The organism is Flavobacterium piscisymbiosum (assembly GCF_020905295.1).
GTDB classification, from domain to species: domain Bacteria; phylum Bacteroidota; class Bacteroidia; order Flavobacteriales; family Flavobacteriaceae; genus Flavobacterium; species Flavobacterium piscisymbiosum.
The window spans coordinates 1,912,485-1,937,727 of sequence record NZ_JAJJMM010000001.1 but is presented as its reverse complement, the minus strand read 5'-3'; the positions used below and the strand labels follow the sequence as shown (position 1 = coordinate 1,937,727).

At 34.3% G+C, this 25,243-nt stretch carries 16 protein-coding genes; 12 read left to right on the top strand and 4 right to left on the bottom strand.

Translation table 11 applies throughout. The features are described from left to right. The first annotated feature begins 98 nt into the window (after window positions 1-98). Complete coding sequence (locus LNP81_RS08615) at window positions 99-2,969, top strand: triple tyrosine motif-containing protein (RefSeq protein WP_230035028.1); 2,871 nt, start codon at window positions 99-101, stop codon at window positions 2,967-2,969. Between the two features lie 34 nt (window positions 2,970-3,003). On the opposite strand, the gene LNP81_RS08610 is transcribed toward LNP81_RS08615, so the two are convergent. Together LNP81_RS08610 and gldJ are read right to left on the bottom strand one after the other, a co-directional pair. Continuing rightward, window positions 3,004-4,287 carry a UDP-N-acetylmuramoyl-tripeptide--D-alanyl-D-alanine ligase gene (locus LNP81_RS08610; RefSeq protein WP_230035027.1) on the bottom strand — a complete coding sequence of 428 codons (1,284 nt, stop codon included), beginning with the start codon at window positions 4,285-4,287 and terminating at the stop codon, window positions 3,004-3,006. 108 nt (window positions 4,288-4,395) lie between these two features. After that, window positions 4,396-6,081, bottom strand: coding sequence for a gliding motility lipoprotein GldJ (gldJ, locus tag LNP81_RS08605; RefSeq protein WP_230040890.1), 1,686 nt, complete (start codon window positions 6,079-6,081; stop codon window positions 4,396-4,398). 213 nt (window positions 6,082-6,294) lie between these two features. On the opposite strand from gldJ, the gene porU reads away from it, so the two are divergent. From porU to LNP81_RS08565, 8 genes are all read left to right on the top strand, one after another. Next, window positions 6,295-10,134 (top strand): type IX secretion system sortase PorU, encoded by a 3,840-nt coding sequence (gene porU, locus LNP81_RS08600; protein WP_230035026.1) that lies wholly within the window; start codon window positions 6,295-6,297, stop codon window positions 10,132-10,134. A 40-nt stretch (window positions 10,135-10,174) separates the two neighbouring features. Continuing rightward, complete coding sequence (gene porV / locus LNP81_RS08595) at window positions 10,175-11,380, top strand: type IX secretion system outer membrane channel protein PorV (RefSeq protein ID WP_230035025.1); 1,206 nt, start codon at window positions 10,175-10,177, stop codon at window positions 11,378-11,380. A gap of 77 nt (window positions 11,381-11,457) precedes the next feature. Beyond that, window positions 11,458-11,940: a cytidine deaminase gene (cdd, locus tag LNP81_RS08590; RefSeq protein ID WP_230035024.1), complete on the top strand. Its 483-nt coding sequence runs from the start codon at window positions 11,458-11,460 to the stop codon at window positions 11,938-11,940. A gap of 158 nt (window positions 11,941-12,098) precedes the next feature. After that, window positions 12,099-13,097, top strand: a complete 999-nt coding sequence (pdhA, locus tag LNP81_RS08585) for a pyruvate dehydrogenase (acetyl-transferring) E1 component subunit alpha (protein ID WP_056190513.1) — start codon at window positions 12,099-12,101, stop codon at window positions 13,095-13,097. Between the two features lie 6 nt (window positions 13,098-13,103). Next, the gene (locus LNP81_RS08580; RefSeq protein ID WP_230035023.1) at window positions 13,104-14,756 is read left to right on the top strand and encodes a dihydrolipoyl dehydrogenase family protein; all 1,653 of its coding nucleotides are present in this window, start codon (window positions 13,104-13,106) and stop codon (window positions 14,754-14,756) included. 137 nt (window positions 14,757-14,893) lie between these two features. Then, window positions 14,894-16,741, top strand: a complete 1,848-nt coding sequence (locus LNP81_RS08575) for a hydrolase/aminopeptidase (RefSeq protein ID WP_230035020.1) — start codon at window positions 14,894-14,896, stop codon at window positions 16,739-16,741. Window positions 16,742-17,016: 275 nt separating this feature from the next. Then, entirely contained in the window at window positions 17,017-17,568 is a 552-nt protein-coding gene (locus LNP81_RS08570) for a carboxymuconolactone decarboxylase family protein (RefSeq protein WP_230035018.1), read from the top strand. Window positions 17,569-17,649: 81 nt separating this feature from the next. Next, window positions 17,650-18,528: a helix-turn-helix domain-containing protein gene (locus tag LNP81_RS08565; protein ID WP_230035016.1), complete on the top strand. Its 879-nt coding sequence runs from the start codon at window positions 17,650-17,652 to the stop codon at window positions 18,526-18,528. On the opposite strand, the gene LNP81_RS08560 is transcribed toward LNP81_RS08565, so the two are convergent. Further along, window positions 18,525-19,769 (bottom strand): glycosyltransferase family 4 protein, encoded by a 1,245-nt coding sequence (locus LNP81_RS08560; protein WP_230035013.1) that lies wholly within the window; start codon window positions 19,767-19,769, stop codon window positions 18,525-18,527. The genes LNP81_RS08565 and LNP81_RS08560 overlap by 4 nt on opposite strands. Before the next feature lie 115 nt (window positions 19,770-19,884). Between LNP81_RS08560 and LNP81_RS08555 the strand changes: the two genes are divergently transcribed. The 3 genes from LNP81_RS08555 to LNP81_RS08545 all read left to right on the top strand — a co-directional run bounded on the left by LNP81_RS08555 (window position 19,885) and on the right by LNP81_RS08545 (window position 23,922). Next, window positions 19,885-20,466, top strand: a complete 582-nt coding sequence (locus LNP81_RS08555; protein ID WP_213295077.1) for a MiaE family protein — start codon at window positions 19,885-19,887, stop codon at window positions 20,464-20,466. Window positions 20,467-20,520: 54 nt separating this feature from the next. Further along, complete coding sequence (locus tag LNP81_RS08550) at window positions 20,521-23,283, top strand: AsmA-like C-terminal region-containing protein (protein ID WP_230035011.1); 2,763 nt, start codon at window positions 20,521-20,523, stop codon at window positions 23,281-23,283. 69 nt (window positions 23,284-23,352) lie between these two features. Next, window positions 23,353-23,922 (top strand): ClbS/DfsB family four-helix bundle protein, encoded by a 570-nt coding sequence (locus tag LNP81_RS08545; protein WP_305070234.1) that lies wholly within the window; start codon window positions 23,353-23,355, stop codon window positions 23,920-23,922. Between the two features lie 2 nt (window positions 23,923-23,924). Here LNP81_RS08545 and LNP81_RS08540 read toward each other — a convergent pair whose 3' ends face one another. Next, window positions 23,925-25,211 (bottom strand): hypothetical protein, encoded by a 1,287-nt coding sequence (locus LNP81_RS08540; protein WP_230035009.1) that lies wholly within the window; start codon window positions 25,209-25,211, stop codon window positions 23,925-23,927. Window positions 25,212-25,243: the final 32 nt, after the last annotated feature.

Below are 25,243 nucleotides of genomic sequence, written 5' to 3'. Positions count from 1 at the left end.
AAACGCTCTTCTACATCGTGATAGTAGAGAAAAAACAAACCCAAATAACTAAAAAACAAACACTTAACCACTAAGAATTTAAAAAAACGGAAAAATTTATGAAATTGATAAAATCATATTTTATTATTACTTTTTTTACATTATTCACAATTACATTTTTCGGACAGGTAAAAAACATTGGCCTTCCAGACGTAAGAAATTACAAACGAAACGAATATAAAGGAGGAACACAAAACTGGAATATTGGCCAGGATAAAAACGGAAACCTATATTTTGCAAATAATAACGGGCTATTACAATTCGACGGATCTTCCTGGCGAAAATATCCTTTACCTAATTTAACTTCTGTACGATGTTTAAAGATTGATAACTCAGGAAAAATCTTTGTTGGAGGATATAATGAATTTGGTTTTTTTAAACCTGATAATAAAGGAAAACTAGAATACACTTCTCTGTCTAAAAAGGTAGATAAGAACAAAATCAAAATCATCGATTTTATCTGGAAAATCCATTCTTTAAACAATGAGACTATTTTTCAATCTTTCGCAAGGGCTTATATCTTAAAAAACGGAAAACTATCGATCTTAAAAGCTCCTAAAAGATTTCAATTTTCATTTGTAGTAAATAATAAACTTTATTTTCAGGATGTCGAAAAAGGAATCCTAGAATATCGAAATGGTAAGCTATACACTTTACCCAACACCAGCGTCCTAAACAATACCGAGATATGGGGAATGTATGCTTTAGCAAAAGACAAAATCCTTATAATTACATTAGAAAAAGGATTATTCACCTATGAAAATAATACCATTAAGCCCTGGGAAACTGAGGCAAATAATTTCGTCAAAAAAAACAACTCATTAGGAGGTGTTACAATAAACAAAAACTTTATTGTTTTAAACTCAGTACTGGATGGCGTTGTCATTTGCGATTTTAATGGAAAAATCATTCAGCATGTAAACCGAAAAAAAGGACTGCAAAACAACACCGTCCTAACTTCTTTCATAGACAATAAAAACAATTTGTGGCTGGGACTGGATAATGGTATAGCATATTTAAACGAAAGCTCTCCATTTACCTACTTCGGATTTAGTTATGATATTAGTACCGTATACGCGTCTGCAATTCATCAGGGCAATCTTTACGTAGCAACAAATCAAGGTGTTTTTTACCACGTCTGGAACAATCGTTTTAAGGAAGATGTTTTTAAACTTGTTGAAGGAACCACTGCACAATCATGGAATGTTCAGGTAATCGACAATGAACTTATTTGCTCTAACAACAGAGGGGCATTATCTATACAAGGCGGAAAAGTGACACGTATCATAGATTCTAAAGGATACTTTGGTTTTAAAAGCATGCCAAATCATCCGGGCTTTTTTATTGGTTCTAATTACGACGGATTTGCTATTTTTCAAAAAACAGGAAATGGATTGGTATTTAAAAATCAAATCTTAGGTTTTGACAAATCATCTAATAGTTTTGAGCTCGATGAATCTTATTTATGGCTAAAAAAGGATGAATCTATCTATAAGATGCAACTAAGTAATGATTTGACAAGATTTATCTCCATCAAAAAGATAAACCAATTAACACCGAAATACAAAAACATTGGCAGCCTTCAAAAAATCGACAGCAAAATTTATTTCCAGACTAATAATCATTTTTACAAATTCTCAAAAGAACAGGATTTGTTTTATGAAGACAAAAAACTGTCGGAATTATTCAAAAATATTCCAGTAATAAATGCCCTAAGCGAAGATTCACAATCAAATTTATGGTATGCATTTGATGAATCTTTAGGAGTATTAATGAAAGAAAACCATCATTATAAAAATGTTGTTGCGCCGTTCTCTAACTTAACCGGTAATTTGGTAAATAGTTATTTATCAGTAAACACAATCGATTCAAAAAATATTTTCATCGGATTAACGGACGGGCTGGCACATTACGACTCTGAACTCTTAAACAACTTTGTAACCAAACCCAAAGCATTCATTAGAAGCTTTTCATTTCCGGGAGACACAATCGTTCTGGGGAACAATCAAAGTAAAACAGAAAACATTCGCATACCCTACTCTTCCAATCATGTACGCTTTACGTTTTCATCTCCTACCTATGAAAATCTCGAGAATGTACAATTCTCTTATCAGTTAGAACCATTCGACGAAAAATGGAGTAACTGGTCTACCATTTCTATTAAGGAATACACCAATTTAAGAGAAGGTGAATATAAAATGAAGGTAAAAGTCAGAAACAGTTACGGAATTCAATCTGAACCTGCAATACTTTCTTTTATAGTTTCTCCTCCATGGTACAGACACTTTTTAGCTTTTATGTTTTATTTTATATTTATCATAATAGCTGTCTACTTAATTTCAAGCAGGGTTAAAATGAAAATTCGTAAAAATAAATACTACGAAACTATCGAACAACGAAGACTGTATCTTGAAAAAGAATCAAAAATAAGACAGGAACAATTTGATCTTGAAAAAGAAATCGAAAAACTTAAAAGTGACAAACTTCAGATCAAGATTTTAGCAAAAGACAAAGAACTGGTAAACAATTCCTTGCAAGTAGTAAAGAAAAACAAAATACTAAACGGAATCATTCACAAACTAAAAGAAATTGATGTTGACGCACTTGACGATTCAACAAAATTTCAAGTGAGTAAATTGAATAAAAGCATTGTAAAAGAAGTAAACACAGACAAAAGCTGGAAAGATCTCGAAAAGCATATCAAAAACGTTCATTTTGAATTCTTGAAAAGATTAAAAGAGAAATACCCAACAATTTCGCCACGAGAACTCGATTTATCTACTTATTTATTAATGAATATGTCGACAAAAGAAATAGCCGAGATCATGAATATTTCAACGGGAGGAGTTGAGTTAGCCCGATACAGGTTAAGAAAAAAACTTGGTTTAAATAAAAAAGAAAACCTAATTGGTTTTTTAATGAGTATCTAAAAAAAAGCCATCAGTCGCAAACTGATGGTTTTTTTTATTTAATATATTCTAGTGTGCGTTCTAATGCCATTCCTCTGGATCCTTTTACGAGAATCGTATTTTCATCAAAATGCATTGTTTTAAGATGCTCTACAAAATCATCAAAAGTCTCAAAAAACTGAATATTATCTTTAGCTACCTTGTTTTCATAAAATGATTTACCAATCAGGTAACAAATAAATTTATCCTGATCTAATAACGAATCTACAAGTAATTTATGTTCTTGCTGACTCTCATCTCCCAACTCAAACATATCACCCAAAATCATTACTTTATTTTGATTTTCGAGTTGTAAAAAATTAGTTATTGCAACTGCCATACTACTAGGATTAGCATTATAAGCATCAAGAATTATCTGATTAGAACCAATTCTTAATAATTGTGATCTATTATTCTCCGGTATATAAGTTTCTATAGCTTGTTTTATATCCTGATCTTCTACTTTAAAATAATTACCTATAGCAACTGCCGCATTGATATTATTAGCATTGTAAAGCCCAATTAAATGCGACTCTACACTAAAATTATCATAATCTATGACTACAAAAGGATTGGCTTTGATGCTTTTAATTTTTAAATCAGCAGCGGCATTATTTCCAAAAGTAAATGATTTTATTCCCGCAGATTTTTCGATCTGGATAGGATCTTCAAGATTCACAAAAACCAATTTATCGTTTTTCGCAAGATATTGATACATTTCACTCTTACCTTCAATTACACCTTGAACTCCACCAAAACCCTCAAGATGCGCTTTCCCAAAATTGGTAATATAACCATAGTCCGGCTGGGCGATTTCGCATAAAAATTCAATTTCTTTTTTATGGTTTGCTCCCATTTCAACAATACCAATTTCGGTTTCTTTTGCGAAAGACAGCAAAGTCAAAGGAACACCAATATGATTGTTTAAATTCCCGACTGTCGCTTTGGTTTTGTATTTCTTAGCAATAACAACATTAATCAATTCTTTAGTTGTCGTTTTACCATTACTCCCTGTTAATGCTATTATAGGCAATTTGAGATAAGCGCGGTGAAATTTTGCCAGTTCCTGCAAGGTTTCTAAGCTGTTTTCGACAAGAATTGTTCTTTGATCAATAACATACGAAGCATTGTCAACAACAACAAACAAAGCTCCTAATTCCAGTGCTTTTGCAGCAAAAGTATTAGCATCAAAATTTTCGCCTTTGATAGCAAAAAACATAGAATCTTTTTCAATTTTTCTTGTATCAATTGAAACCGATTTACATTGCAAAAACAAGTTATGAATGTCCTGAATATTCATTTAAAAAATATTTACATATTATAAAATAGGCCATAAAAAAATTCCAAATTCCAAAAGCTGAATAATTCAGTTGGAATTTGGAATTTTTTTTATTTAATTTTCTAGAATTTAGTTTCTAGGCGATTTTCTTTTTTCAGCTTTTGCACCTACTCTAGACATAGCACATCTAAATCCGATGTAATCTGTTGCCATATCCTGAGGGAAATATCTTCTTTGAGCAGGATCTAACCAATATGCTCTGTCTCTCCAAGAACCACCTTTGTAAACTCTTACGTTATCATCGATTAATGTAGTACGTTTACTAGAGTTGTCATACTTTCTAACCATTTGACCTAAACTGTCTGTTGTTACATTATGCTTAGGAGAGTTGTACATTGACTGATCAGCTTTTGCTCCTGACTCAGGATCACCAAAGTCAAAATATTTAGATGATTGTTTATCACCATCTCTATAGTTGATGTTATCACTTGTACTGAAATTTTGTCTCAAGTAAGTTTCATTTTCATCAACAGGAACCTGAGCAATTTCTCCTGGTAGGTTTGTAGCTACTTTTTTACCGTTGCTTAAAGTTTTGTATTGAATATTATCTTTAGTGATAATTTCAATTTTACCATCTTTACCAATTTTGTTTTTAGCATATTGATTTCCTCTAAAGTAGTTAAAATCATTCGCTTCATTATCAATAATAGGTCTGTAAACATCGGCAACCCATTCGGCTACGTTTCCAGCCATATCGTATAATCCAAAATCGTTAGGCGCATAGCTTTTTACAGCATTTGTAATATCTGCACCATCATCAGACCAACCTGCAATTCCACCGTAATCACCGTTTCCTTGTTTAAAGTTAGCCAATTGATCTCCTTTGTTTTTACGTTTGTTAGAACGTGTATAATCTCCGGACCAAGGATATTTCTTTTGTCCTTTATATATATTGTATTCTCTTTGTCCAACATCAGCTGCAGCCGCATATTCCCATTCTGCCTCTGTAGGAAGTCTGTATTCTGGCAATATAATACCTGAAGAACGTTGTGCGTACACATTTTTTTCTTCTGGAACTACACCATCTTTTCCTGCTTTAGGTCTTCTTCCGTTTGGATTTTTCTTTAAAACAATCTCTTCGCTACCACCACGTGCAGTACTAGGAGACATTAAGTATGCCTCTGTGTTAAATGAATTATCAGCAGTAACATCGTTTGTTTTAGCACCTTTTTGAAGGAAACCATTTTTCTCTAAAACTGCTTCGTTTACACGGTCAGTTCTCCATTTAGCAAACTCAACAGCCTGAATCCAGTTAACACCAACTACTGGGTAGTTTGCATAAGATGGATGTCTCAAGTAGTTATTAGTCATCGTTTCGTTGTATCCTAAACGATTTCTCCATACTAATGTATCAGGAGATGCTCCTTCGTAAATATTTTTGTAATTTTCTTCTGTTGGAGGGAAAACTTTCTTTAACCACTCCAGGTATTCTAAGTACATACCATTGGTAACCTCTGTTTCATCCATGTAGAATGACTGAACGTGCTGTTGAGTAGGTGTGTTATTCCAATCGTGCATAACATCATCTTGTACTTTACCCATAGTAAATGTACCTCCTTCAACAAAAACTAAACCAGGACCAGCCTGTTGTTTTTTTCCTGCATTTCTGGCAGCAGTTCCATTCTGACTATCTACATCCCAACCAGTTGCTCTGGAAGCTTGACTGGAACTCGATTTTTTGCTACAACTAGCCGTGCCCAACATCAATACCATTGACATCATTAATTGCAAGACTACAATTTTGTTTACTTTCATACTCATTCTTAGGTGATAAATTTAGGTGCTGCAATATAATAATTAACATTTAATTAGCAACATCTGTTCTAATAATTTTATTTAGCTGTTTTTTACCAGAAAATAACCTATAGTTACGAACGCAAAAATATACTTTTTATTATTTACTATAACATGAAATACTATATTTTTACTTACTAAAATATTTTTAACTTAAAACCGATTTATCGCGTAATGAAACAAGCCCTATTCTTATATCTTTTTTTGATTCCGTTCATCTCATTTTCTCAGGTAAATGGGAGCTTTACGCTAGATTGGCAAAATAAAAAAGAGATGAGTTTTGGCGAATCAAAAATAAAAATCCCATACTTTTCAGGAGGCAGTTTTAGATACGATACTACTAAAAAAAACATAACCTTGCTACTTAACCTGAAAGAATCAGGTTCTGCAAACAATAATTCGGTACAAATCACAAACATTATATACGAATCTGTTTCAACTAACGAATTAGGTGACTTATCTCTTGAAAACATTCCCGAAAAACCAAATGAAACGTTAAAAACAACTAACTCCAGAGATCAAAAGCAAACTTTCCTTTCCTTATCACCTATAATAAAAGAAGGAAACAGCTACAAACGAATAAGATCATTTTCTTATTCTATAAGTAATAGCTCGACATCAACAAATAGCAATTCTTCTACTTTTCAAAAATCAAACTTGGTTTACAATTCAGTTTTGGCTTCCGGAGGCTGGTATCGTTTTTATATCGAAAAATCTGGCGTTTATAAAATTTCAAAATCTTTTTTGCAAAGTCTTGGTTTTGACCCGTCAAAAGTTGACCCAAGAAGAATTAAAATTTATGGAAACGGAGGAAAAATGCTTCCCTTGTCCAACAGCACGTACTATCCAGACGATTTAACAGAAAATGCTATTCAGATTACAGGAGAAAGTGACGGCGTTTTCAACAACGAAGATTACATTCTTTTTTATGGTGAAGGAGTAGAAAACTGGAGCACCGAAAGCCAGACCAACCTAAATCTATACAGTACAAAGTCGTATTATTATGTTACCGTAGCCGGAAGCGACGGAAAACGCATTCAGAATTTCAATCCGCCAACAGGAAACAGCACTTTAGAACTAAATACTTTTGACGACTATCAATTTCATGAAATCGACAAAACAAATATTGCTCATCTCGGTCGCCAATGGTTTGGAGAAGCATTTGACATTAACCAGGAACAGGAATTCGAATTCAACTTTCCAAATCTTGAAACTTCAATACCTGTAAAAATAGAATTAAATGCAGCTTCGGCAGCTTTTACTCCTACTTCATTTGCTGTTGCTGCCAACGGACAAAATATTGGCACAATTAATTTTCAGGCATTAGTTTCTAATTCTGAACTAAAATTTTACACCCAAAAATTAGCTTCTAATAGTTCATTTACCGGAACAGAAAACATAAAAATAAAACTTACCTATAATAATAATGGTGTTCCGGGATCAAAAGGCTACTTGGATTACATCAATTTAATTGCCAAAAGAAAATTAATAGGCATTGGCAAACAATTTAAATTTCAATACGATCTCGCAGGTGCAACAGGAGGAATTGTAAATTACACTATAAGCAATGCTGCAGGTATTACTCAAATTTGGGATATCACAGACCTATATAATGTATCAAAAACTGATAACTCAAATCAAGCCTCTTTTAGTTTTAAAGCCAATTTGCGAGAAATTAGAAAATACATCGCCATTGATCCTGCTGATTACTATACTCCTTTAAAAGAAAACCAATCAAAAATTGTCAATCAAAACTTAAAAGGAACATTATTTAAAAATGTCCAAAACAGCTTTCAGGATATTGACTATGTAATTGTTACTCCTAAGTTTTTAGTTTCTCAAGCCGAAAAACTAGCGAATTTTCACAGAACATATTCTAATTTAAATGTAAAAGTAATCGCCTTAGAGAATATCTATCAGGAATTTTCTTCAGGAAAACAAGATATCGCGGCCATTAGAAATTGCATCAGATACATTTACGACAACGCATCATCTTCAGATAAAAAAATAAAATACCTGAATTTATTCGGAGATGCTTCCTTCGATTATAAAGACAGAATTACAAATAACAATAACATTGTACCTATATATCAATCCGTAATTAGCAACTCGACCGGAGAAGCTTCATTTGCATCTGATGATTTTTACGGTTTAATGGACAATAATGAAGGAGTAGTGGTTTCGCCTTTTGGCGGAATTGACATTGCTGTTGGCAGAATGTTAGTATCAGATAATGCACAAGCAGGCGAAATGGTCAATAAAGTTTTAGAATACCATGACGTTAAATCATACGGAAATTGGCGAAATAATATCGTTATGGTGAGCGATGATTCTGATCAGACTTCAGATGCAACATTACAATTTCATCAAAACAATCTGGCTGACAACATCTCCACCCAGAAACCTTTTTTGAATGTTGACAAAATCATTCTGGATGCGTACACTCAGGAAGCTTCCGCCGGCGGATCAAGATATCCTAAAGCCAGAACCGATTTATTTAATGCTTTCGAAAAAGGCGCTTTAATTTTTAATTATTTAGGCCACGGTGGCGAAGATGGACTGGCAAGCGAACGTATCTGGGAAAAATCAGACGGACAAAATCTAAACAATCAATACAAATATCCTTTATTTATAACCATTACTTGTGAATTTTCAAGATTCGATGATCCAACAAGGCCAACAGCAGGAGAATATACTTTTTGGAATCCAAGAGGAGGGGCAATTTCTATGCTCACCACCATTCGCGCCATTGGACAATTTAATGCAGAAGATTTTAATGACAGCCTTAGCAAAAACCTGCTTTCGTACGGGTCTAATCAATATACAAGCATTGCCGAGGCACTCCGAATTTCTAAAAACGAGAACCCAAGTTCGGCAAGTAATGTTATTTTTTATATTGGAGACCCTGCTTTAATGTTAGCCGTTCCTAAACCGCGAATTAATTTAACAAAAGTAAACGATGTTGTGATTTCGCAATCAATTCCGGATTTTAAATCTTTGGCAAAAATTAAAATTTCAGGTGAGATTACCGATGAAAATAACAATCTTCTAAGCAATTATAATGGTGAATTAGCCACTGCAATTTTCGACAAATTAATTACAACAACAACCTTAAATAATGATGGTTATAGTCCTGCAATGTCATTTAAAATACTGGGAGAAACAATCTTTAGAGGAAATGCATCCGTAACCAATGGACAGTTCGAATTTAGCTTTGTTGTACCAAGAGATATACGCGTTCCGGTTGATTACGGCCGAATTAGTTTTTATTCGAAAAAAAATCAGGCTTTAGAAAACCAAACCGGCTACAATACCACCATTAAAATAGGAGGTATAAATGAAAATGCACCTCAGGACAATATAAGTCCAAAAGTTAAGTTATATATGAACGACGAAACTTTTGTATCTGGCGGAATTACAAACGAATCGCCATTTTTACTGGCGTTTCTGGAGGATGAAAATGGTATAAATACAGCAAGCGGAATCGGGCATGACATTGTAGCAATTCTGGACGGAGACGTTAGTAATCCCTATATCCTGAATGATTATTATCAAACCAAATTAGACGATTATACGAACGGAAATTTACGTTTCCCTTTAAGAAATTTAGCTCCGGGAATGCACACTATAAGCTTTACCGCATGGGATGTTTACAACAATCCGGTTACAAGCGAAATACAATTTGTAGTTGTTGGAGATGAATCACTAACACTAAGTCACGTTCTTAATTACCCTAATCCTTTTTCTACATATACCCAGTTTTGGTTTTCTCATAACAGACCCTACGAACCCTTAGACGTTCAGGTTCAGGTAATGACCATTACAGGAAAAGTAGTCTGGACAAAAAACCAGATTGTAACCACAGAAGGTTTTTTATCAAGAGAAATTACCTGGGACGGAAAAGACGATTTTGGTGACCGGATAGGAAAAGGTGTTTATATTTATAAACTGACCGTAAGATCTAATTTAACAAATAAAAAAGCAGAAAAATACGAAAAGCTTGTCATCTTATAATAATATATATATTTGTATCATAAATACATTAAGTCCCTAAATGAAAAAAATATCACTACTCTTAATTTGTTCTTTTATTCTTTTTAAAGCACAGGCCCAGGAAAATCGTCCTATTACAACAGGTGTTCCTTTTTTATTAGTTGCAGCAGATGCCAGAGCAGCCGGTTTGGCGGATCAGGGTGTAGCCACATCAGCAGATGCGTTCTCCCAACAATGGAATCCTGCAAAATATGCTTTCTCAATAGATAAGCAAGGTTTTTCTATTAGTTACACTCCTTATTTAACAGACTTAGCCAATGACATTTCATTAGGCCAGGTAACGTACTACAACAAAATCAACGAACGAAGTGCCTTTGCAGGAAGTCTTCGCTATTTTGGTTTTGGAGATATTGAGTTAAGAACAACCGGAGATCCAAGTGAAGCTGCCAGAATAGTATCACCAAACGAATTCGCCTTAGACGGATCTTATTCATTGAAATTAAGCGAAACATTCTCGATGGCAGTTGCAGCAAGATTCATCAATTCAAATCTAAAAATTGCCTCAGAAGATGTAGATGCTTCTGCAGCCAGTACTTTTGCAGTTGATATCGCGGGGTTCTACCAATCTGAAGAAATTGCTTATTCTGACTTTAACGGACGATGGAGAGCAGGTTTCAACATGCAAAACCTTGGCCAGAAAATAAGCTACGACAATGATGACTTAAGCTCAAACTTTTTACCGGCAAATTTAAGAGTTGGTGGTGGTTTTGATTTTATTCTGGACGACTATAATAAAGTTGGACTGAGTGTCGAATTTACCAAACTTTTAGTACCCACTCCTCCAGGACCAGGAACTCCGGTAGATTTAAACGGAGATGGAGATTATAATGATCCGGGAGAAATTTCTCAGGAACAGGCAAATGCTACCAATTACAAGAACTATAATGACATAGGTTGGGTTTCGGGAATTTTTAAATCATTTGGAGATGCTCCGGGTGGTTTTAGCGAAGAACTAAAAGAGATCACTTATAGTGTTGCAGGAGAATATACGTATCAGGATGCTTTTTCGATGAGAGCAGGATATTATCACCAAAGCCCGCAAAAAGGAGGCGTTCAGTTTTTCTCTTTAGGAGCAGGTTTCAAATATAATGTAGTAAAACTTGACGTTTCTTACTTATTTTCGGCATCTAAAATCAAAAATCCTTTAGAAAATACACTTCGCTTTTCTTTAACCTTTAACTTTGGCGACAAATACGAAGTTTATTAAACGAATAAAACAATAAAAATAACAACAATCCAAATTTCTATTCTTAGAGATTTGGATTTTTTTTCCCATAAAAAGAAATGAAAGAAATAAGCATAACATCATCTTTTACCGTTTACAATTCTCTGGAAGAACTTTCAAAAGACATACAGGACTTAATGAGCGAGGCTGTTGAAGTTCGAAAAAAAGCATATGCCCCCTATTCTCAATTTAGAGTTGGAGCAGCATTATTATTAGATAACGGAAAAATAGTTTTAGGTTCTAATCAGGAAAATGCAGCTTATCCATCGGGATTATGCGCAGAAAGAGTTGCCATTTTTTACGCAGGAAGCGCTTATCCTGATGCTAAAATCCTAAAAATAGCGATTACAGCAGCTTCAGATACGAATCAGACTACAGCACCAATTCCGCCGTGTGGTTCTTGCCGCCAATCTATTGCCGAATACGAAATTAGGCAAGACACACCTATAGAAATCTATTTTATGGGCGAAATTGGCGAAGTTTACAAATCTGCATCCCTTAAAAATTTGCTTCCTTTTATGTTTGATAAAAAGTTCTTGTAAAAAAAAGCCAAAAAGTCACGTTTAAATTTTACTTCTTAATAGGAATGTCTTATTTTTGCATCCCGACCTTTCGGGCGCAAATTTGTGGGAGGAAACTATTTTGCGTTATAGGCAACAATTGATAACACAAACAAACTTTAGCAAAAGAAAGAATTCAGATGAAAGAAGTTACAAAAGAAGTATATTTAAAGTGGTACGAAGACATGCTACTTTGGAGAAAGTTTGAAGACAAACTTGCAGCATTATACATTCAACAAAAAGTTAGAGGTTTTTTACACCTATATAATGGTCAGGAAGCTGTACTAGCAGGTGCCTTGCACGCTATGGACCTGACTAAAGATAAAATGATTACTGCTTACAGAAACCACGTACAGCCAATTGGTATGGGAGTTGATCCTAGACGAGTAATGGCTGAACTTTTAGGAAAAGCAACAGGAACTTCTAAAGGTATGGGAGGTTCTATGCACATTTTCTCTAAAGAGCACCGTTTTTACGGAGGACACGGAATCGTAGGTGGACAAATCCCGGTAGGAGCTGGTTTAGCTTTTGCTGATAAATATTTTGAAACTGGCGGAGTTACTATGACCTATTTTGGTGATGGTGCTGCAAGACAAGGTTCATTACACGAAGCTTTCAACATGGCTATGCTATGGAAATTGCCAGTTGTATTTATCGTTGAAAACAACGGTTATGCAATGGGAACTTCCGTTGAAAGAACTGCAAACCACACTGATATCTGGAAACTTGGTTTAGGATATGAAATGCCTTGCGGACCAGTTGACGGAATGAATCCTGTAAAAGTTGCTGAAGCAATGACAGAAGCTATCGACAGAGCTCGTCGTGGTGACGGACCAACTTTCCTTGAAATGAAAACATACCGTTACAGAGGACACTCTATGTCTGATGCACAATTGTACCGTTCTAAAGAAGAGGTTGAAGAATACAAAAAAATTGACCCTATTACTCAGGTTTTAGATGTAATTATGGATCAAAAGTATGCTACAGAAGAAGAAATTGAAGTAATTGACCAAAGAGTAAAAGATTTGGTTGAAGAATGTGTGAAATTCGCTGAAGAATCTCCATATCCTGAATTACAACAATTATACGATGTAGTATACGCACAAGAAGACTATCCATTCACACCTCATAAACTATAATATATTATGGCCATAAAAGTAACAATGCCTCGTTTGAGCGATACTATGACGGAAGGAACGGTAGCGACTTGGTTAAAAAAAGTAGGCGACAAAATTAGCGAAGGTGATATCCTTGCTGAAATTGAAACAGATAAAGCAACAATGGAATTTGAGTCTTTCAATGAAGGAACTCTTTTACATATCGGAATTCAGGCTGGAGAAACTGCTCCTGTTGATTCATTATTAGCAATCATTGGTAACGAAGGAGAAGATATTTCTGCTCTTTTAGCCGGTGGTGATGCACCTGCTGCTGCAGAAGCACCAAAAGCTGAAGCCGCTCCTGCTGCTGAAGCAAAAACAGAAACTGCTGCTCCTGCTGCAAAAGCTGCAACTGAATTACCAAAAGGTGTTATAGTTGTAACTATGCCACGTTTGAGTGATACAATGACTGAAGGAACTGTAGCAACCTGGTTGAAAAAAGTAGGTGATGCTGTTGCTGAAGGCGATATCCTTGCTGAAATTGAAACTGACAAAGCTACAATGGAGTTTGAGTCTTTCAATGAAGGAACATTATTATACATTGGTATTCAGGAAGGAAATACCGCACCTGTTGATAGTTTACTAGCTATTATAGGACCTGCAGGAACTGATATTTCTGGAATTGCTGACAATTATACTGCCGGAGGCGCTGCAACTGCAAGTGCTCCTGCAACTGAAGAAAAAGCTGCTCCTGCTGCTGAAAAAGCAACTGAAGCTGTAGCTGAAACTTCAAACGGAGGAAGAATTTTAGCTTCGCCATTAGCGAAGAAAATCGCTTCTGACAAAGGAATCCAACTAACTCAGGTTAAAGGTTCAGGAGAAAACGGACGTATCGTAAAAAGCGATATCGAAAACTTTACTCCAGCTGCACAAGCACAACCAGCTGCAACAGCAACTACTGCTGCACCAAAAGCTGACGCTGCTCCTGCTGCACCAAAAGTATTTGTTCCTGCCGGAGAAGTTTTCACCGAAGAGATCAAAAACTCTCAAATGCGTAAAATTATCGCAAAACGTCTTGCTGAATCATTATTTACCGCACCTCACTACAACTTAGTGATCGAAGTAAGCATGGATGACGCAATGGCTTCAAGAGCGACAATCAATACTGTTCCGGATACAAAAGTATCTTTCAACGATATGGTAATTAAAGCTTGTGCTTTAGCATTGAAAAAACATCCAAAAATTAACTCTCAATGGAAAGAAGATGCTATCATCATCAACCACCACGTTAATATTGGTGTTGCCGTAGCTGTTGAAGACGGATTAGTAGTTCCTGTATTGAAATTTACAGATGCTATGAGTTTATCTCAAATTGGAGCTTCAGTAAGAGATCTTGCAGGAAGAGCTAAAAACAAAAAACTTGGACCACAAGAAATGGAAGGAAGTACTTTTACAGTATCTAACCTTGGAATGTTTGGTATTACTGAATTCAATTCAATTATCAACCAGCCAAACTCTGCTATCCTTTCTGTAGGTGCAATTGTTGAGAAACCAGTAGTTAAAAACGGTCAGATTGTAGTAGGAAACACAATGATGTTATCATTAGCGTGTGACCACAGAACAATTGACGGTGCAACTGGCGCTCAGTTCTTACAAACATTAAAACAATACATCGAAAGCCCGGTTACAATGTTGGCATAATTTCGATGTTTATCCTAAGCGAAGTCGAAGGATCATCCTGAACCAAGCTTAAGGTTATTTATAATAAAATCCCGTTTTGTTTATTCAAAACGGGATTTTTTGTTTAATTTTCCTCCACTAATTCAATTCTTCATAAAATGAAAAAACTAATCCTTGCCACTTTATTCCTGACCGTAATTGCGTGTCAGAAAAAGGAACAAACAGAAAAAGCAACTGTTGTTACAGATGAACACAGTTATGCTAAACCAGAACTTGCTGTTGTAAAACATTTAGATCTCGACATAAAAGTTGATTTTGACACTCAGACCATCTCAGGAAAAGCATCATGGTTAATTGATAATATAAGCAAAGGAAATGAAATTATCTTTGACGAAAACACACTTAACATTAGAAAAGTAACTTTAGGCGATGACGAAAAAGAAACTAAATTCGAATTAGGAAAAGACGTGGAATTTCACGGAAAACCTCTTCATGTTACGATTGAACCCAATACAACTAAAGTAAATATTTACTACAGCACAACTAAAGAAGCTGTTGCCTTACAATGGCTTAAACCAGAACAAACAGCAGACAAAAAGAAACCTTTCCTTTTTTCTCAGGGAGAAAGCGTATGGTCACGTACCTGGATTCCTTGTCAGGATTCACCTGGAGTTCGTTTTACTTATAATGCAAAAGTTACCGTTCCTAAAGATTTACTAGCCGTAATGAGCGCCGTAAATCCTCAGAAGAAAAATGATACCGGAGTTTATACCTTTAAACAAGACAAAGCAATTCCTTCTTATTTAATGGCGATTGCTGTTGGAGATATCGAATTTCAATCTATCGACAACAGAACCGGAGTTTATGCAGAACCATCGATGCTAAAAAAATCGGCTTGGGAATTTGCCGAACTTGGAAAAATGGTTGTAGCTGCCGAAAAACTTTACGGACCTTACCGTTGGGGACGTTACGATGTCTTGGTTTTACCTCCAAGTTTTCCTTACGGAGGAATGGAAAATCCAAACCTAACCTTTTTAACTCCGGGAGTAATCGCAGGAGATCGTTCTTTAACTAGTTTATTAGCCCACGAATTAGGGCACAGCTGGAGCGGAAATCTGGTTACAAACGCTACGTGGGATGATATTTGGTTAAACGAAGGTTTCACTACTTATGTAGAACACCGTATTGGCGAAGCCATTTTTGGAAAGAAAGAATTTGAAATGCAAAATGTTATTACCCGCAAAGAATTAGTTGATAATGTAGCAGAATATGGGGAGACAAGCCCTGATACAAGATTAAAAGTAAGTCTTACAGGAAGAAATCCTGACGACGGAATCAGTATGATTCCTTATGTAAAAGGTTATGCTTTTTTAAGAGTAATCGAAAACACTGTTGGACGTGAGAAATTTGACGTATTTATTAAAAATTATTTCGACGCACACGCTTTCAAATCGATTACAACAGAAGATTTTATTAAATACTACAATGAAAATCTTATAAAGGGAGACAAAACACTGGCAGATAAAATAAAAGCAGAAGATTGGATTTACAAACCTGGAATTCCATCCAATATTACTCCGGTAAGCTCTGCTGATTTCGATGCTATAGATAAAATTCAAAAAAGCTGGAGAGAAACCGGACTTAAAGGATTAAGTCAAAAAATTACAACAACCAGCGAAAAACAGTATTTTATAGACCATCTTCCAACGGATATTACACCAAAAGAAATGGAAGCGATCGATGCGGAATTCAATTTTACAAAAGGTGGTAATTTCATCATCAAGCGTCAATGGTTTGTTCAGGCAATAATTCACCAATACAAAGCAGCGAATCCTGCGATTGAGCAATTTCTAGTTTCAATAAGCAGAACAGGATCTGTAATGATGCTTTATAAAGAAATGGTTAAAACCCCTGAAGGAAAAGCTTGGGCAAAACAAGTTTTTGACAAAGCAAAATCTGGTTATCACGCTACAACGATTCAGGCTATTGAAGGCGTTTTGAAATAGTTTTCAATTTTCAGTCGCAGTTTTCAGTCTCAGTTGACAGTTGCAGTTGACAGTTTGTGATTTTACAGTTAACATCCCCGATTATCAAATAGATAATTCGGGGATTTTTTTATCCCGTTGGTATTACAATCCGGAGACTCTTCAATTCAAAAAATAACCCCGGGAAAATTGTCCATCACATAGCGTAAATCCTCCATGTTCTACAATCTGTAATCGTCGCACCTTTGTAATGTCAAAAGACAACAACTAATAATTAACATAAAAAATTAAATAAAATGACACGATTAACAGCATTAAGCCCAGAAGAAGTAACAGGAAAAACTAAAGATTTATTCAACGCTGTACAAGCTAAATTAGGAGTTGTTCCTAACATGATGAGAACAATGGGAAATTCTCCGGCAGTTCTTGAAGGATATTTAAATTTAAGCGGTGCATTGAGCCACGGAAAACTAAGCTCAAAAACCGGAGAACTAATTGCTCTAACAGTTTCAGAAAGCAATTCATGTGAGTATTGTGTAGCTGCCCACACTTTTATTGGCGAAAAATTATTAAAAACCGACGCACAAGTTTTACACGATGCAAGAACAGGAAATTCTGCTGATGCAAAAACGGAAGCGATACTACAATTTGCTAAAACATTAATTAGTAAAAATGGTTTAGTAAACGATCAGGATGTAAATGCAATTAAAAACGCAGGAGTTTCAGACGCTGAACTTGCAGAAACTGTAGCACATGTTGCACTGAATGTTTTAACCAACTATTTTAACAATACTGCAAACACAGAAATTGATTTTCCGGCAGTTCCGGACTTAGCATTACAAAACTAATTTTTCAAACAAAAAACAATTTATAAAGATAGTTGTGAATTTATTTCATGACTATCTTTATATTTTAAAAAACATAAAATCATGAGCAATCAAAATGTTTTTACTTTAATCAATCCGCAAACCGGGAACCTTGCTTTTAAACTGCTTCCGTTTGATGACAATAGCCATTTTGATCATTTGCAGCGCAATAATTATTTCTCCTTGATTTGGGTTACCAAAGGAAAAGGCAAAGTAAAAGCTGATTTTGCCGAGCATCAGTTTGAAGAAAACTCACTCCTCGCCTTTTCACCGTATCAGCCTTTTATGCTTTGCGTAAGCGAACCTATCGAAGGAATTGCAATTCATTTTCATCCTGATTTTTACTGCATTCATTACCATCAGAAAGAAGTTTCGTGCAATGGTGTTTTATTCAACAATGTCTATCAGCCCCCTTTTACCATAATTACAGAAGAAGCGGCTTCGACTTTTAAAATGGTTTTGAATCAGATGAAAATTGAAATGCAAAATTCAGAACTGGCACAATATGAACTACTCATTTCGTATTTAAAGATATTTTTGATTACGGCTTCGAGACTCAAAAACATACAACTCGAAGAGATGAAATCGGTTCCGGATTCTAAAGAACCTTTTATTCTCCAAAATTTGAAAGATGCTATTGAACTGAATTTCAAGATCAAACATTCTGCAGGACATTATGCAGAAATGCTGAATATTTCGGCGAAAGCCTTAGCCAAATTATCTAAAAATTATTTCAATAAAACTCTGACCGATCTAATTGCCGAAAGAATTATAATCGAAGCGAAAAGAGAATTGTACATGACCAACAAAACGGTAAAAGAAATCGCTTATGAATTGGGTTATGACGACGAACATTATTTTAGCCGATTCTTTAAAACCAATGCCGATGTTTCGCCACAATTGTACCGCGAAACTGTAGGTTTTGGAAAAATGGCAGACTAATTTTTATTCTTGGCCTCGATCCATTTTGCCATATATTTGGTACTTTTTAAGGTGTGATGCTGCAACAAACTTCCCATAAAATTTTGCAGGCGATGACTTTCAGAATCATTCAGCAATGAATTGATCGCTGCTATTAATGCCGTAGAATATTTACTCAATTGATAGCATTCGTTGACGATAGCAACTCCATTTTTTTGAGCTTGTTTCCAAAGTTTTTCGTCGTGATACAATTCAATCGCCTTTTTTGCGAACAATTCAGTATCATCTGTAACAAAGCCATTCCATGATAAATTGGCATGCATCGCTTCAGAACCAATTGTTGTAGTTACACTTGGCGTTCCGCATTGCATAGCTTCCAATAATTTCCCTTTTAATCCGGCTCCAAATCGAATTGGCGCCAGAACAACTTTCGCATTTTTAACGATTTCATTAGCATCCGCAGCTCTTCCCATAATAAAAAAACCATTTTTAGGCTGATGCAATTGCAACACTTTTTGCGAAGGATACGCACCATAAACCTCTAAAACAGCTTCTGGAAATTGTTTTTTGATTAAAGGCCAAATGGTTTCTTTTAAATACTGAACGGTATTCCAATTGGGCTCATGCAGAAAATTTCCAATGAAAACAAAATTTCTACGTTCTTCAAACAAAGGCAATTTCAACAAATCAAATTCAGACATTTCATAAACCAAAAACGGTAAATAATACAATAAACCTGAATCGATTTTAAAAACATCTTTTAAGATTTTCATTTCAAATTCAGAAATAATAAAAGATAAATCACATCTTAAAATACTGGCAATTTCTCGCTTTGCCACTTCTTCAGACAATAAATCATGAAGTTCAAAAACTCTATTTTCTTTAAACGCTTTTTGCCTTGCCGTTCTTAAACAATGCAAATCTTCGGTATCTAATAAACGAATCGCTTTTGGGCAATTTTCAGATACCCGCCATCCAAATTGTTCTTCGATCATAAAACGATCAAACAAAACAACATCAGGATTTAATTCGATAATGAAATCATCAAAACTGGAATTATTCAGTTCAATTGACACTTTTTTTACGCCAGATTCAGATAAATCGACCATAAAATCGCTGTCTAAAGCCGGGCTTGCAAATGTAATCTCAAATCCGTTTTGCTTAAAAATAGAAATCAATTGCATCATTCTACCACCCGCTGCAGACGAATTTGGTTCAGGCCAAACAAAGCCAATGATTAAAAGTTTTTTTATCTGATTCATTTCAAAATATTTCAAGCTACAAAATAATGCTTTTTTTGAGCGCAATCATACGATATTTCCTGATTTTTAGTAATAAAAAACACTAATTTTGCAAGAACTAAAATGTCGGGAAATTATGTTAGGATTAAAATTAGCCACAGACCCTCGTTGGGTAAATATTGTAGAATCGAATATCGAAGAAATATTAACAGATCACGCTTGGTGCGAACAAAAAGCAGCTTCAAATGCCATTAGCTTAGTTACTTACAATTCTGAATTAGAAGAATTAGTTACCGAGATGCTTATAATTGCGAGAGAAGAATTAGAGCATTTGCAAATGGTACACGATATCATCAAAAAAAGAGGTTTGACTTTGGGCCGCGAAAGAAAAGATCATTATGTGAATGAACTTTTTAAATTCATGAAAAAAGACGGAAGCCGAAAAGATGCACTTTGTGATCGCTTATTATTTTCGGCCATGATCGAAGCCAGAAGCTGTGAACGTTTTAAAGTATTATCAGAAAATATTAAAGACGAAGAATTAGCTAAATTTTATCGCGATTTAATGATTTCTGAAGCCGGACATTACACCACTTTTCTAGGATTTGCCAGAAAATATACTGACAATATAGATATCGATAAACGCTGGAAAGAATGGATTGAATACGAAGGTTCTATTATTACCAATTACGGAAAAAGCGAAACCGTTCATGGATAATTTATCCTTTTTAATTTCTATTCATTTCTTACCTAATAAATACCACAATTGGTCATGTCAAAAAATAAAACGAAGTCTATTTTATTAAAAACGGCTAAATATCTGGGAATTACTTTTGTTGTTATTATTGGGCTATTATTCTTAACCCCAATTATTTTTGCCGATAAAATCAAAGAGCAAATCAAGAAAACGGCAAATGAAAAACTAAGTGCCGAATTGAACTATTCGGATGTTTCAGTTTCGTTTTTTCATCATTTTCCTTCGTTAACTTTAACTTTAAATGACCTAAGCCTTAACGGGTCAGCTCCGTATAAAAGTGAAAAATTCATCACCGCAAAAGAGGTTTCTTTTGGAATAAATGTAGCCAGTTTAGTTTTTAGTAAAGAAGTAAAAATTGATCAGATTTATTTATCTGATTCGTTTATTAATGTAAAAGTAAACGCAAAAGGAGAAGCAAATTACAATGTTTACAAATCATCAAGTCCATCAGACCCAAAAGACAGCGCTGACGCAGATGCATCGCTAAAACTAGAAAAAATCGAGATCCTCAACAGTAAAATAATTTACGATGACTTATCGACTAAAGTTCATTTTGATGCTTTTGGATTTGATTATTTAGGAAAAGGAGATTTAGCCCAAGATATTTTTGATTTGTATTCGAAAGCTAAAATCGAGAAATTAAATATTGTTTATGAAGGCGAACCGTATTTAATGAATAAAAAAATTGATGCGGATCTGATTACCAAAGTAAATGTAAACTCTTTGTCTTTCTTTTTTCAACAAAACAACTTAAAAATCAATCAGCTTTTGGTCGATTTTAAAGGGAAATTTGATTTTTTGAAAGATGGCTACAATATGGATTTTGTAATTAAATCCGACAATAGCGACTTATACGATGTATTTACAGCTTTTCCTCCAAAATATATTACATGGCTTTCTAAAACCGAATTAAAAGGAAAAACAAACTTACTTTTTACCTTAAAAGGAAATTATATTGCATCGCAAAAAATTGCTCCAGACCTTAATTTAGATGTAAAAATAGACAGCGGATTTGTAAATTATAACAAAAGTGCTTTTCCGGTTTCTAATTTAAATTTAGAAATAAAAACAAAGCTTCCGTCATTAAATCCGGATCTTGCTATTGTTGATGCTAAAAACTTATCTTTAAATATAAATCAAGATTACTTAAAATCTAAATTTTATATCGAAGGGATAAATACTCCCAATATCAATGCTGATTTTAAAGCCAAAATAGATCTTGAAAAATTAATAACAGCCCTGGGAATTCCTGATATTGTTTTAAAAGGAAGCTTAGCCGGAGACGTAAAAGCAAATGGAAAATTTGATCAGAAAAACAAACTTTTCCCCGTTACAAATGGTGTTATTGATTTGGAAAATGGTTATTTAAAAACTCCTTATTATCCAAATCCTATTACCAATATTACTATAAAATCTAAAATCAACAATCAAAAAGGAACTTTTGATGATTTGAAAGTGAGCTTAAAACCTACACAGTTTACCTTTGAAGGAAAACCTGTTTTTGTAGAAGCAGATTTGAGTAATTTCAACGATTTGACTTATGATATTAAAGCCAAAGGAGAACTTGATGTAAATAAAATCTATAAAGTTTTCTCTCAAAAAGGACTTGATTTAGATGGCTTTGTAAAAGCTGATTTAGTTTTGAAAGGCAAACAAAGTGATGCCGAAAAAGGAAACTACAGCAAGCTTCACAACAAAGGAACGCTTGAACTTAGAAATATTGGCATTACATCAGAATATTTGCCAAAAAAATTCATCATCAAAGAAGGTGTTTTTAAAATCAATCAGGATAAAATGTATTTTAATAATTTTCTGGCTGCTTACGGTCAGTCAGATTTTAAGATGAATGGATATTTGCAGAACGTTTTTAATTACGCAACCACCAATACAGGCGTTTTAAGAGGTTCTTTTAAGTCCACGTCACGATACATCAATGTTGACGAATTTATGTCGAGTACTCAGGCAAATACTTCTGTAACCCAAACAAAAACTGAAACCCCGGCTCCTGCTCAGACTGAAGCAAAACAAACGGGTGTTATCATAATTCCGACGAATTTGAATCTGATTTTTACTGCTCAGGCTCAAAAAGTGAATTTTGATAAATTAAACCTTCAAAATGCTACTGGAAACTTAAGCATGAACAAAGGTAAACTAAGCATGCAGAATACAGGTTTTAACTTAATTGGCTGCAATGTTGCTATGAATGCCAATTACCAGGCTGTTACTCCTCAAAAAGCAAATTTTGATTTTACTATTAAAGCGTCTGATTTTGATATCAAAAAAGCATACAACGAAATTGAAGTTTTCAGAAAAATGGCCAGCGCTGCCGAAAAAGCACAGGGAATTGTTTCGGTTGATTATCAATTAAAAGGCCGTTTAAACGGTAATATGGATCCTGTTTATCCATCACTTGTGGGTGGCGGAACGCTTTCTGTAAAAGATGTAAAGGTGCGAGGACTGAAAATGTTTAATGCGGTAAGCAAAGCAACAAGTTCTGAATCCATGCAAAATCCTGATCTTTCTAAGGTTGACATTAAAACCACAATCAAGAACAATATCATGACCGTAGAGCGCTTTAAATTTAAGTTTGCAGGCTTTAGACCAAGAATCGAAGGCACAACAAGTCTCGACGGAAAACTGAACTTAAAAATGCGTTTAGGCTTACCTCCTCTTGGTATATTCGGAATTCCATTGACGGTTACCGGAACTCAGAATAGTCCTAAAGTAAAACTAGGAAGAAAAACTGAGGATCTGGAAGAAACAAAAGATACTGAGTAATAGAATTTAAATTCCAGACTATAATCTTCTTAACCAAAACAGCATAGACCTTTGTCAAAATTTCAAACTTTGACAAAGGTTTTTTACTTTTTAGCTATATTTGATAAAGTTATATTCTATTACATTATGGCTGTTCCCGCAAACAAAGAAGAATTGCAAATCGCAATCAAAACCAATTACAACAAGCTCAAAAAAGAATTATCAGACATTCCTGCTGAGTTAACTACTATTCGAAATTTAGACGGACATGCAAAAGATACTGTAATGAGCATTAACAACCTTATTTCTTATTTGACAGGCTGGGGAGAATTAGTACTCAAGTGGAACATCAAAAAAGACAACAAAGAAACAGTAGATTTTCCTGAGACAGACTATAAATGGAATGAACTTGGAAAACTGGCACAAAAGTTTTATAAAGATTATGAAAAAGATGATTTTATAACTTTATGCAATAAATTACATAGTATAGTGCATAAAATCCTCTCTTTGATTGAACAAAAAACCAACGCTGAACTTTATGAAATTCCCTGGTATGAAAAATGGACATTGGGCAGAATGATACAGTTCAATACCGCTTCTCCCTACAATAATGCCAGAGCAAGAATCCGCAAATGGAAAAAAGAAAACAATCTTCTATAATTTTAACCAACAAAAACAAATTCAGAAACATATAAAAACCCTTTACCTAAAAGCCAAAGTAATGCAGCTAAACCTAACAATTTCCAGGCCCAGGCTCTTCCTTTTTTCCAGTCTGAGAAAAACGAAATAATTTCCATATATTTTATTATAATAAATATACTTGTTGCTATTAATGCAAACCAGATGATTTCATTTAAATGAATATGAAAACTATATAAAAAAATCAATACAAGAAAAAGAACGGTTACAAACTGCAAATAATAATAGTTTTTATAACTGTATCGATAGTTCATTTTTGAAGACAGTATCAGGAATGACAATAACAATAAACTTATTAGTGCCGCTATTATATTATAAAAAACAGAATTCCATTGCAATATAAGTATGCAGGTAATAACAAGCGCTATAACCGTACAAGCTGCAAGAGAATTTATACTTCTGGGTCTATAATCATTTTTATAAGGAAGCAAAACGGGGTATAAATATTTTTCTAATGAACGCCAGAATGGCAATGCATAAAATGCAGCAATTCCCGAGACAACAATTTCATAATTGTAAAAAACATCTGCAGGAACTTTATACAACACATATATAAGAGCCAATGTAATTATAACCGCCGGAAGACATATCGTTTTTATGGTTTCCCAGGGGTTTGTTCCCCAAAATTTATTTTCTATTTCAGAAACATATTTTTTAACCCAATATTCTTTCGTAAATAAAGCCGTAGACTGACTCCACAGCAAAAACAAACCTAAATGAATAATTACGGTTCTTACTACAAACTCATCAATAAGACATCCGCAAATTATACAAACGACTCCTGTTAAAAACAATTCGTAAGTTAACAAAACAGGCGAAAACAAAAACCTTAATAGAGGCGCAAAACCTCTAATTAATAAATCAATAAGCAATCCCCAATACTTTTTAAACAAGGCAACGAGAGCGCAAATGGCTATAAATGCAGATAAATAAAACATCCAGTTGGTCAGGAATTTTGTTTTCATCCAAAACTGAACTGCAGAATCTTTGGGCGGAGAATAAACTACATGAGAATTCGCAAAAATCTGCACCGCTAATTTATCTCTTGCAGCATCATCTAATTCCGGAAATTGATTTTTATTTTTTAACCAAAACTGATCCGTATTAAAACCATTCTTTTTAATAACCTCAAATTCATATAAAATCTTTTTTTGAGAATCATTTAAAGAAACAATTTCTTCACTAGCATGAATTTCTTTTGCAAACAGACTTGTACAAAAAAGAAATAAAAGGAAAAGTATTTTTTTCAAGGCTTATATAGATTAGTACAATCAAAAATACA